The organism is Tianweitania sediminis, from assembly GCF_017813335.1.
In the GTDB taxonomy this organism is placed as follows: Bacteria; Pseudomonadota; Alphaproteobacteria; order Rhizobiales; family Rhizobiaceae; genus Tianweitania; species Tianweitania sediminis.
In genome coordinates this window covers 31857-42955 of the sequence record NZ_JAGIYY010000010.1, presented here as the reverse complement: position 1 = coordinate 42955, position 11099 = coordinate 31857, and the positions used below count along the sequence as shown (strand labels likewise).

The 11099-nt window shown below is 61.2% G+C and carries 10 protein-coding genes; all 10 read right to left on the bottom strand.

Annotation, left to right across the window (positions count from 1 at the left end):
• Positions 1 to 3: 3 nt before the first annotated feature.
• A complete protein-coding gene (gene lpxD, locus J5Y06_RS19995; RefSeq protein ID WP_209336968.1) occupies positions 4 to 1056 on the bottom strand; it encodes a UDP-3-O-(3-hydroxymyristoyl)glucosamine N-acyltransferase in 1053 nt (350 codons plus the stop codon).
• Between the two features lie 54 nt (positions 1057 to 1110).
• Positions 1111 to 3477 carry an outer membrane protein assembly factor BamA gene (gene bamA / locus J5Y06_RS19990; RefSeq protein ID WP_209336967.1) on the bottom strand — a complete coding sequence of 789 codons (2367 nt, stop codon included), beginning with the start codon at positions 3475 to 3477 and terminating at the stop codon, positions 1111 to 1113.
• 204 nt (positions 3478 to 3681) lie between these two features.
• Entirely contained in the window at positions 3682 to 4821 is a 1140-nt protein-coding gene (gene rseP, locus J5Y06_RS19985; protein ID WP_209336966.1) for an RIP metalloprotease RseP, read from the bottom strand.
• A gap of 80 nt (positions 4822 to 4901) precedes the next feature.
• Positions 4902 to 5768, bottom strand: a complete 867-nt coding sequence (locus tag J5Y06_RS19980) for a phosphatidate cytidylyltransferase (RefSeq protein ID WP_245248166.1) — start codon at positions 5766 to 5768, stop codon at positions 4902 to 4904.
• Positions 5765 to 6454, bottom strand: coding sequence for an isoprenyl transferase (locus tag J5Y06_RS19975; RefSeq protein ID WP_245248188.1), 690 nt, complete (start codon positions 6452 to 6454; stop codon positions 5765 to 5767). Before J5Y06_RS19975 ends, J5Y06_RS19980 begins: the two co-directional genes overlap by 4 nt.
• A 70-nt stretch (positions 6455 to 6524) precedes the next feature.
• Positions 6525 to 7085, bottom strand: a complete 561-nt coding sequence (gene frr / locus J5Y06_RS19970) for a ribosome recycling factor (protein WP_209336964.1) — start codon at positions 7083 to 7085, stop codon at positions 6525 to 6527.
• 28 nt (positions 7086 to 7113) lie between these two features.
• A complete protein-coding gene (gene pyrH / locus J5Y06_RS19965) occupies positions 7114 to 7839 on the bottom strand; it encodes a UMP kinase (RefSeq protein ID WP_209336963.1) in 726 nt (241 codons plus the stop codon).
• A gap of 132 nt (positions 7840 to 7971) precedes the next feature.
• A complete protein-coding gene (gene tsf / locus J5Y06_RS19960) occupies positions 7972 to 8895 on the bottom strand; it encodes a translation elongation factor Ts (protein WP_209336962.1) in 924 nt (307 codons plus the stop codon).
• Positions 8896 to 9016: 121 nt separating this feature from the next.
• On the bottom strand, positions 9017 to 9811 hold the full coding sequence (gene rpsB / locus J5Y06_RS19955; RefSeq protein WP_209336961.1) for a 30S ribosomal protein S2: 795 nt from the start codon (positions 9809 to 9811) through the stop codon (positions 9017 to 9019).
• Between the two features lie 223 nt (positions 9812 to 10034).
• Positions 10035 to 10565 carry a single-stranded DNA-binding protein gene (gene ssb / locus J5Y06_RS19950; RefSeq protein ID WP_209336960.1) on the bottom strand — a complete coding sequence of 177 codons (531 nt, stop codon included), beginning with the start codon at positions 10563 to 10565 and terminating at the stop codon, positions 10035 to 10037.
• Positions 10566 to 11099 lie beyond the last annotated feature (534 nt).

Genomic DNA, 11099 nt, shown 5'->3' with positions numbered 1-11099 from the left:
GCGTCAGTCACCGGATCCTCCCTTGCTTGGCCGCTTCGCCATACGGCGCACGGTGGCGATCTCACGCATCATTTCGCCCATCGGCTGCGCCGGGTAGCCGCCCCACACCTCACCGGCCGGCACATCGTTCATGAAGCCGCTTCCTGCGGCGAGACGCGCCCCCGAACCGATCTTCAGGTGATCGGCAAGGCCGACGCGCCCGCCCATCATCACCCCGTCTCCGATCACTACAGAGCCCGACAGCCCGCACATGCCTGCAATGATGCAGCCCCGGCCGATCTTCACATTATGCGCGATCTGCACGAGATTATCGATCTTGGTGTGCTCGCCAATCACGGTGTCGTCCATTGCGCCGCGATCGATCGTCGTGTTGGCGCCGATTTCAACGTGATCCTGGATCACCACCCGACCGATCTGCGGCACCTTTTCCGGTCCGCGCGGTCCGGGAACATAGCCGAAGCCGTCCTGGCCGATCCGAACGCCCGCATGGATGATGACGTTGTTGCCGATCAAGGCATTCAACACACAAGCACCCGGTCCGATATAGCTGTCGCGGCCAATCCGACAATTCACGCCCACAACAGCATTGGCAGACACGATCGCGCCGGCGCCGATCGCGGCACCCTTGGCGACGACCGCTCCGGCCTCAACCGTGGCGCCGTCTTCGATCATAGCGTCCCGGTCAAGGTGCGCCGCCGGCGAAATCCCCGTGACGCCGGTTGCGCCCGTGGGACGCGCCGCCGTCGGATAGATCAGGCGCGCAATGGCGGAAAAGCTCGATTGCGGCTGGTCCACCACCAGCGCTGCCACTTCCGGTGGCACGTCGCCAGCGATAGCTCGGCCCACCATGACAGCCCCGGCCCGGAGATCTGCCAAGGCCTTGCGGTGCTTGCTGTCAACGAAGGTAAGATCGCGTTCCCGCGCCTGCGAAACCGGTGCGACGCCGCCGATTTCACGTGACGCCAGTTGCGGCATCGTGAGGGTGGCGCCGGCGATCGTGGCGATCTCCGCAACGGTATAACTGCGCGCGGGCGCAAAAAACACCGGCAATGTCATGATGCTCTCCGCACCTCCCGTCCCCAAGGGGGAACGGGAGAAAGCCTCGCGATATCAGAAGCGCGTGGAGATGCCGAAATTGAAGTTCTGAACGTCGTCAGTGTCTTCTTTCTTGATCGGCACCGCGTAATCCAGGCGCAACGGACCGAAGGGCGATGCCCAGATCACGGAAGCGCCGACCGAAGCCCGCCACTCCATGTCGGTTCCGACCGCCCCGCGAAGGTCGTTGTTATAGAGCGTAGCCGCGTCCGCGAACAGCGCACCCTTCAAGCCAAAGCTTTGCGGCAGCACCGGCAACGGAAACTGTGCTTCTGCCGAGGCATTGAAGTAGGTCGAGCCGCCCAGATGGTCGCCCGTCCGCGCATCCACGGGTCCGAAGCCGCCGTAGTCGAAGCCGCGGATCAACCGGTCAGACCCCTGGAAATAGTCGAACACGCGAAGGTCCTGGCCGTAGCTTTGCACGTGGCCGGCACCGAGCGCAAGAACGCCCACGATGTCCATTTCTTCCGAAAGTGTCTTGTAGTAGCTGCCGCGTCCCGTGAACTTCACCCACTGCGCGTCGCCGCCGAGACCCGCCACTTCGGTCGAGAACGTGGCGAAGACACCGGCATGCGGGTTCTTCTGGTTGTCGATCGTATTGTAGGTCAACGCGGCGCTGACGGAGGACTTCACCCATGGGCTTTGCTCCTCGATGGCCGTGACGATGGCAGGCGCGAGGCTGCAATTGTCGCTGATCTCGAGAACGCCGTTCTCGTTCCGGTCGCACTCGTCGGTATATTCGTACTTCTCGCGCGTCAGATTGTACGCGAGCTGCGACGTCAAGGCTTCCGTGATCGGCAGACCGAAGCGGATGGAACCGCCATCGACCGTGCTTTCGTACTCATCATATTCCCGCGTTTGCCGGAAGATGTCGAAGCCAGCCGAAATGCGCCGTCCAAGGAAATATGGCTCGGTGAACTGGAAGTTGTAGTCGCGGGAATTCCGCCCGCCACCGACGCCCACGCGGATGAATTGGCCGCGGCCGAGGAAGTTGCGCTCGGCAATAGAGCCTTCCGCGGTTGGTCCGCCGCCCGTGGATCCGCCTGTGGTGTAACCGGCGCCGATGGAAAACTCGCCCGTTGGCTTTTCCACGACATCCACGACAAGGATCACCTGGTCGGCCTGCGATCCCGGCGCCGTGGAGATGTTGACTGTCTGGAAGAAGTCGAGCCGCTCGAGCCGGCGCTTGGCACGCTGGATCAGCACCTGGTTGAAGGCATCGCCCTCGCTGACATCGAACTCGCGACGGATGACATAGTCACGCGTCCGCTCGTTGCCGCGGATTTCGATGCGCTCAACATAGGTCCGCGGACCCTGGTCGATCGTGTACACCACCGAAATTGTGCGGTTCTCGAAATTGCGATCGCCCTGCGGTGTAACCTGCGCAAAGGCGTAGCCGGAGCCTGCAACACGCTCGGTCAACCCAATAATCGTGTCTTCCACTTCCTTGGCGCTGTAAACGTCGCCTTGGCGGGTTTCCACGGAGGACTGGAGCGTTGCGGCATCGACACCCGGAATGGCCGAGTCGATCGTGACATCCCCGAACGTATAACGCTGGCCTTCATCGACAGTGAAGGTGACCGTGTACTCGTTGGTCGCGGGATCAAGCACGCCTTCCGACGAGATCAACTGGAAGTCGGCGTAGCCGCGATTGTAGTAGAAGCGGCGAAGCGCTTCTTCGTCGGCCCGGCGGCGATCTTCATCATAGATGTCATTGCGCGTCAGAAACGACAGGAAGTTTGATTCGCGGGTGGACACCACGTCGCGCAGGCGGCGGCTTGGGAAGGCGCTGTTGCCGACGAAATTGACGGCTGCGATTCGCGTGCGGTCACCTTCGGTGATCTGGAAGACGACGTTGACGCGGTTGTCGCCGAGGTCTGTAACCTGCGCCGTGACCTGCGCGTCATCGCGGCCGATCTGGCGGTACGCGGCACGGATGGCTTCGACGTCTGCATCAACGGTGGCTTGCGAGAACCCTTGCCGCGGCTTGCTTTGAACGCCCTGGCTGAGCTGCTCGTCCTTGACCTTGCTGTTGCCCTGGAACAGCACCTGGTTGACGATCTTGTATTCGGTCACATCCACGACCAGAGCGCCACCGGCCTGGCTGATCCGAACGTCCGAAAAGAGACCCGTGTCGAACAGGCGCTTCACGGCGTCGTCGACATCGGCGTTGGAGAAGTTCTGCCCCGGCGTGATGCCGATGTAGCTGCGGACAGTGTCGGCGTCGACGCGCTGGTTCCCCCGAACCTCAACACGGCTGACCACGGCCGCCTGTGCCGCGGCGATTGTGCCGAGCTGTGCGATAACAACCCCTGGAGCGACCAGAGTGGCGGACAACGCCACCGCGGAAACGGCGCTCTTGAAACGAAATACTGCCTTCATCGGGCCCCTAAAACCTTTATTCTCGTAGTCCCCAGAGCGAGAAACCCGGCTGTCCGGTCGGTCGCCCAACCCTAATAGCCGTATTTTCCTTACACGCAAGGTTTCTGGTTAAATTGCATTTACTAATCCCGCAGCCGTGTCGTTCCCGTCACGCAATTTGGCCGCCATGGTAAACAGGCTTCTAATTGTGAGCCTTCCCGATGCTCAGCATCCAAAAAGGTCGTTCCAGAAAACAAAGGCCATGAAGCCCAGAACAGCGAAGATCCCCACCCGATAAACCGCTTCCATGATCCGCTCCGACACCGGCCGGCGCATCACAGCTTCCAATCCGTAGAAGAGCAGATGCCCTCCGTCCAGCGGGGGAATCGGAAGAAGGTTGAGGATGCCTATACCGACGGACAGCAGCGCCGCCAGTTGGATCAGCCACTGAAAACCAAGCTTGGCGGCCTGTCCTGACATTTCGGCGATCTTCACCGGGCCGCCGAGCTGGCACTTGTCTTCACGACCCACGACGAAGCGTTGCAAGAATTGACCGGTGCGACTGATAATGTAGCCGGTCTCGAGAACACCTTGCTCCAGTGCCTGAAGGGGCGTGTAGGTGACCTGCCTGCCCTGCCCGACATCCTGATTGTTGACGACGCCGATGACCCCCACCTTCACCGTGTTACCGAGCGCGTCCGACTGTTCGACGATTTCCGGCGTCGCCGTCAGGTCAAGCCGTTGGCCGTTTCGGTCCATGGTGAGCGTGAGCGAATCACCGGCACGGCCTGAAACAAGGCGCTGCACGTCCGCGAAGCTCGAAACGCTTTGGCCATTCACGGCCACGAAGCGATCGCCCGGCTGAATGCCGGCCATTGCGGCAGGGCTGTCCGGGCGCACTTCCGCCACCGTCGGATCAAGAACCGAACGCCCATAGATCGAAAACATCACCGCAAAAACGGCAATGGTCAGAAGGAAGTTGAACATCGGGCCGGCAAAAACCGTTAGTGCCCGCTTCCAAACCGGCTGGGTGTGGAAGGCGACCCGTCGTTCTTCTGCACTGAGGCGATTCGCTTCTTCCGCATCCGGCGTGCTCGTCGCGTTCATATCGCCGACGAACTTGACATACCCGCCAAGCGGAACTGCACAAAGCTTCCAGCGCGTGCCATTGCGTGCCGTATAGCCGAGAAGCTCAGGGCCGAAGCCAATCGAAAAAGCCGTGACACCGATCCCACACCAGCGGCCGACAAGGTAGTGCCCCATCTCGTGCACAAACACGACGACGAGCAGCACAAACAGGAACGGCAACAGCGTTCCCAAAATAAGGCCCTCAGTGCCGAAGATCGAAGTCAGGAAGTCAGCCACGCAAGCCCCATGTTCACCCTTGCAGGGTCCTCGTTCTGTCCAATGCGGGTGCCGGCATTCGTGCCAACCCAGCTTGACCCTCAGGGGAGATAAAACAGCCCTCGGGACGGCTCGTGAATCCCGCCCACCAGAAGGCCGATCAGGTACAAGGCCAAGCCCGCTGCGACAAGTCCATCCACCCGATCCATAACGCCACCGTGACCGGGGATCATGTTGCCGGAGTCTTTGACGCCGAAGCGCCGCTTCACGGCCGATTCGAAGAGGTCGCCTGCCTGCGAAACCGCGGAAAGCACGAGGGCGGCCATCGCCAGGACGAAGCCGGGCTGCAGCCCCATCAACCGCGCGCTCCCTGTGCCGGCGATCACGGCAGCCAGTGCCCCGCCCAAGGCTCCGCTCCAGGTCTTGCTTGGTGAGATTCGCGGCGCGAGCTTGCGCCCCCCGATCAAGCGGCCGAAAACATAGGCGAAGCTGTCGGTTGCCCAGACCACGGAAAAAAGGAACACGATGGCCGCCAAGCCCGACGATCCGCCTTCGCGGATCTGGTGGATCGAAACAGCAGCAACCAGTGCATAAACCAGCCCGCCCGCAACCCAGGTGCCGGAACGGCGTGCTTCCAGGCCGATGCCGCAACCCATCGCGACGAGGGCAACAAACACCACCACCGCGGCGTCCATGTTGAACACGAGCGGCACCAAGCCGATCAGCAGAAGCGCCCAAAGTGCAAGGCGGGTCGGCAAACGCAGCCCATCGCCGACCATGGCAAGCCACTCATAAAGCAGCGCGCCGGCGAACAAGGCGATCATCAAGTGAAACAGCAGACCGCCGAAATAAGTGACCAAGAGCACGAGGCCGCCCAGCACGACCGCCGAGAGCACGCGCAGCCCAAAATTGTTCAACCGTCTCGGGCGGCGGAAATCCAGGCCCTCGCCTTGGCGTGAGCGCATCATGAAACGGCTTCTCGAGCCGGGCGGCCACCAAAGCGGCGCTCCCGTCCGGCAAAGGAAGCGATGGCTTCCTCGAGATGAACGCGGCTGAAGTCCGGCCAAAGCACCGGCAGAAAAACGAATTCGCTGTAAGCTGCTTGCCACATCAAAAAGTTGGACAAGCGCATCTCACCACTGGTGCGGATCACGAGGTCCGGGTCGGGCATGTGAGCCGTGTCCAGAAACGAGCCGAGCAGGTCCTCATCGATCTGTGCGGCCGACAATCGCCCTTGTGCCAGGGCCATGGCCAAGCTGCGAACCGCGCGCGTGATCTCGTTTCGCGAGCCATAATTGAAGGCAATCACCAGGTTCATCGCCCGGTTGCCGGCCGTCAGGACCTCGGCGTCTTCAAGCAGAGCGGCGATATCAGGGCTGAGCGTCTTGCGCTCCCCCACGATATGGATCCGAACGCCGTTCCGATGCAGGTCGGCCAGGTCCCGGCGGATAAACAGCTTCAGCAGGCCCATGAGGTCCGACACTTCGGCTGGCGGACGTGACCAGTTTTCCGAAGAAAAGGCATAGACCGTAAGCCATTCAATGCCGAGATCCCCGGCATTTTGAACAGCCTGCCGCAGGGCCTCGACGCCTGCGCGGTGTCCAAAAACACGGGGCAAGCCCCGAGCCTCTGCCCAGCGGCCATTGCCATCCATGATGATCGCCACGTGCCTCGGCGTCACGGCCTGTTTCCTCGCTCCCTCAGCCCGCAACTTTGCAGGCGGGTCAAACCTGCATGATTTCTGCTTGTTTTTCCGTCAACAGCGAGTCGATCGTCGCGATTGTGTCGTCGGTCATCTTCTGAATGCGTTCGGACTGGGAACGAACGTCATCTTGACCCAGATCGCCATCCTTTTCCGCCTTCTTCAAGGCATCCATGCCGTCGCGTCGCACATGGCGCGCCGCAACGCGGGCGTTTTCCGCGTAACCGGTCGAAATCTTCACCAGTTCCTTGCGCCGCTGTTCGTTCAGCTCCGGCAGCGGGATGCGCAGTGTGGTGCCGTCCATGATGGGATTGAAGCCGAGATTGGATTCACGAATCGCGCGATCAACGGCGTTCACCATCGACTTGTCCCAAACAGAAACGGCGATCATGCGCGGTTCAGGCACAGTCACCGTCGCCACCTGGTTGAGCGGCATGGCGCTGCCATAAGCCTGGACCTGAATGGGATCCAGAAGGTTGCTCGATGCACGGCCGGTACGAAGGGAAGCAAGATCGTTGCGATAGGCCGAGATCGCACCGTCCATGCGGCGCTGAAGATCCTTGAAGTCGGCTCCAGAACTCATTGTAGGCTCCTTGGAAAAGAGGGGCGGATTACTTGTCCGATACGATCGTGCAGCGGCCGCCGCCGCGCAGGATCTCGCCGAACCCGCCTTGTTCGTGAATGGAATACACGATTATCGGAATGTCGTTCTCACGTGCAAGGGCAATCGCGGCCGTGTCCATGATCGCAAGGTCGTGCTGCAGAACTTCAGCATGGGTGATGCGCTCGTAGCGTTTGGCCGTGGGGTCCTTTTTCGGATCTGCCGAATAAACCCCATCCACCTGGGTGCCCTTGAACAACGCATCCGCACCGATCTCCGCCGCACGGAGAGCGGCAGCCGAATCGGTGGTGAAGAAGGGGTTGCCCGTACCACCGGCGAAAATGACGACCTTGCCCTGGTCCATGTAGGCGGTGGCCTGTCGCTGCGAAAAGCTTTCGCAGATCTCGGGCATGGCGATCGCTGAAAGAACCACTGATTCGATCCCCATCTTCATCAATGAGGTGCGAAGAGCGAGCGAGTTGATCACCGTTGCCAGCATGCCCATGTGGTCGCCGGTCACCCGATCACCGCCGGCCGACGCGACGGCAACCCCGCGGAAGATGTTTCCCCCGCCGATCACCACGGCCACTTCCACGCCCATGCTGCGCGCTTCGGAGATGTCGGCCGCAATACGATCGGCCACGGAAACGTCGATCCCAAACTTCTGCTCCCCCATCAACGCCTCACCCGATGCCTTGAGCAGGACGCGGCGAAACACGGGGTGTTGGTCAGGCATGGATTGTCCTTCGAGAAGGTCAGGCAGGCGGAAGCGGACTGCGGATACACGAAGGGCACCGCGATGTCACGCGATGCCCTCCGTCGACTTCAGCGAGAGATGCAGGCTGTCGCGCTGCACCCCGTTCTGCCCTTACTTCTTCACAGCTGCCGCAACTTCCGCGGCGAAATCGCTGGTTTCCTTTTCAATGCCTTCGCCAAGAGCGAAGCGCATGAAGCCAGTGATCTTGGCGGGCGCACCGATCGTCTTTTCCGCATCCTTCAGGGCCGCTTCAACGGTCATGTCGGGGTTCAACACGAAAGCCTGCTTCAGAAGCACGACTTCCTCGTAGAACTTGCGCAGGCGGCCTTCCACCATCTTCTCGATGATGTTTTCCGGCTTTCCGGACTGGCGCGCCTGATCAGAGAAGATGTCCTTCTCACGGGCCACAACAGCCGGATCGATTTCCGATTCGCTCAGCGCCAGCGGGTTGGTCGCAGCAACGTGCATTGCCACCTGACGCGCAAAGGCGCGCGCGGCTTCAGCATCGCCCGACGTTTCCACCGCCACCAGAACGCCCATCTTGCCGAGGTTCTCGGCGACGGCATTGTGGACGTAGGTCGCCACGGCGCCCGCCGAAACCGTCAGCTTTGCGGAACGGCGGAAGCTCATGTTCTCACCGATTGTGCCGACAGCGTCCTTGATGGTGTCCGTGACGGACGCCGTGCCGCCGGGATAGCGCGCGTCAGCAACAGCTTCGCTCGAGCCATCGGTTTCCAAGGCCACCAGCGCGACGTTGCGCACGATCTGCTGGAATGCGTCGTTGCGTGCAACGAAATCGGTTTCGGAATTCACTTCGACGGCCACGCCCGACAGGTCGTTGCTGGCGACGCCAACCAGACCCTCGGCGGCCGTGCGGCCTGCCTTCTTGTCCGCCTTGGCGATGCCCTTCTTGCGAAGCCAATCAACCGCGGCTTCCATGTCGCCGTTGGTTTCGGCGAGGGCAGCCTTGCAATCCATCATGCCCGCGCCGGTGGTGTCGCGGAGTTCTTTCACCTGAGCGGCGGAAATCGTCATCTCAAACCTCTTCATGCCTATGAAACACGCGGGCGCACCATCGAGGGTTCGATGATGCGCCTGATTGCAGCCGGCGAAGCCGGCAAAAAAGTCAGACCCGGGTTGGCCCGGGTCCTGTTCGTCAAGCGGCCGGCGTATCGCCTTCAGCAGCAGCCGGAGCTTCCTCGAGGGCCGGCTCGACCGGAGCTTCTTCCGAAGCGCCGACATCCACGCCGAGCGAACCCTGCTGCCGTGCAATGCCGTCGAGTGCTGCCTTGGCAATCAGGTCGCAATAAAGCGAAATCGCGCGCTGGGCATCGTCGTTGCCGGGGATCGGGTAGTCGATCTTGTCCGGATCGCAGTTCGAGTCGATGATCGCGACCACCGGAATGCCCAAACGCTTGGCTTCCTGGATGGCGATCGCTTCCTTGTTGGTGTCGATCACGAACATCAGGTCCGGCGTCGAACCCATGTCCTTGATGCCGCCGAGGGCCTTCGACAACTTGTCGCGTTCGCGATCAAGGTTCAGGCGCTCCTTCTTCGTGAGGCGCTGCGCTTCACCGCCGCCAAGCATCTCGTCGAGCTTGCGAAGGCGCTGAATGGAGTTCGAGATCGTCTTCCAGTTGGTGAGCATGCCGCCCAGCCAACGCGAGTTGACGTAGTACTGAGCCGAACGGTCGGCAGCATCGGCAACGATATCAGCGGCCTGACGCTTGGTGCCGACAAACAGCACGCGGCCGCCACGTGCCACAGTGTCAGACACGACCTTGAGAGCCTGGTGCAGCATCGGCACGCTTTGGCTGAGGTCGATGATATGGATGTTGTTGCGGGCGCCAAAGATGAAGGGAGCCATCTTCGGGTTCCAGCGGTGCGTCTGGTGGCCGAAGTGAACACCGGCTTCAAGTAGCTGGCGCATGGAGAAATCTGGCAAAGCCATTGGTTTTATCGTCCTTTCCGGTTGAGCCTCCACGGACACCGACGGTCGGGATCAGCTCCCGCCGCCACCGGAGGGTTTTGCCGAAAAACGGCGAAACACCTAAGTCCGTGTGTGGAATGCGCCGCGCCTTACAAGCTACGGCACGTAAAAGCAAGGCCGCTGCGCGTGGCGCGGCGCTGCATGATCGTCAGAACCGCGCTTTTCAGGCGAACCGCGCGACTTGTCAGAACGGAATTTCGTCGTCGAGGTCCCGGCCGAAGCCACCACCGCCGCGTCCACCGCGGTCGTCGGACGGGCTCGACTGGCCAAAATCGGAGCCGCCGCGCCGACCACCACCACCGCTGCCGCCGCCATAGGAAGAGCCGCCACCGCCATATTCGGACATCTCACCGCCGCCTTGGCCGCGCGAATCCAGCATCTGCAATTCGCCGCGGAACTTTTGCAGCACCACTTCCGTGCTGTAACGGTCTTGGCCGTCCTTGTCCTGCCATTTCCGGGTTTGCAGAGCCCCCTCAAGATACACTTTCATGCCCTTCTTGAGATACTGCTCGGCAACCTTCGCGAGGTTGTCGTTGAAGATCACCACGGAATGCCATTCCGTTTTTTCCTTGCGCTCGCCGGAATTCTTGTCACGCCAGGTTTCCGACGTCGCGATGCGCAGGTTCACGACCGCGTCGCCCGAGTTCAGCCGGCGGACTTCCGGATCAGCCCCCAGATTTCCCACCAGGATGACCTTGTTTACGCTTCCCGCCATGACGCCACTCCGTTCTCGTTCGAAACTGCCGCACCCTACAAAGCCCAGCGCCGCATGTCGCCTGCCGCAACAGGTTATCCAGAAAGTTCTTGATATGTTCTAGTGCAGTCTGACTGCTGACACAAGGTGAGGGACTGCACATGGAAAAGCTCTGCGCTTCCATGGGGAAGAACGCAGAGCTTGAAATGAGGCTGAGCCTCCGGTCGGGACGGAGCTCCCGACGCTGTTTCGGATGCCATGCGATCGCTCGCGATCCGACTGCGGTCTCTGATTGTCGGTTTGCCGTCCGCTCTGGTTTTTTGGGCCTTGCGGCGGCGGGACCTCAGCTTAGCCGAAGCCCCTCAGTCACAGTCCGGTGGAGTCATGCCTGTCTCCCGCGTTGTCTGCGCTTTCAAAGAAAACAGGGCTCGGTGTGTTTGGAATGGCCACCGCCCGTTTTCTTCGACAAGGAGGATCATGCGCCCGCTCTGCCGTAACGTCAACCGGCTAACGAAGATTGTGATCGGAGAAGCCTGTCAGCAGCGAGTTCGGTCT

Bases quoted from the DNA above. Each gene is read 5' to 3' on its own strand.
- frr (WP_209336964.1), bottom strand. From the start codon at position 7,085: ATGAGTTCTGGAGCCGACTTCAAGGATCTTCAGCGCCGCATGGACGGT.
- bamA (WP_209336967.1), bottom strand. From the start codon at position 3,477: ATGAAGGCAGTATTTCGTTTCAAGAGCGCCGTTTCCGCGGTGGCGTTG.
- J5Y06_RS19980 (WP_245248166.1), bottom strand. From the start codon at position 5,768: ATGATGCGCTCACGCCAAGGCGAGGGCCTGGATTTCCGCCGCCCGAGA.
- pyrH (WP_209336963.1), bottom strand. From the start codon at position 7,839: ATGCCTGACCAACACCCCGTGTTTCGCCGCGTCCTGCTCAAGGCATCG.
- rpsB (WP_209336961.1), bottom strand. From the start codon at position 9,811: ATGGCTTTGCCAGATTTCTCCATGCGCCAGCTACTTGAAGCCGGTGTT.
- ssb (WP_209336960.1), bottom strand. From the start codon at position 10,565: ATGGCGGGAAGCGTAAACAAGGTCATCCTGGTGGGAAATCTGGGGGCT.
- J5Y06_RS19975 (WP_245248188.1), bottom strand. From the start codon at position 6,454: ATGGATGGCAATGGCCGCTGGGCAGAGGCTCGGGGCTTGCCCCGTGTT.
- lpxD (WP_209336968.1), bottom strand. From the start codon at position 1,056: ATGACATTGCCGGTGTTTTTTGCGCCCGCGCGCAGTTATACCGTTGCG.
- tsf (WP_209336962.1), bottom strand. From the start codon at position 8,895: ATGACGATTTCCGCCGCTCAGGTGAAAGAACTCCGCGACACCACCGGC.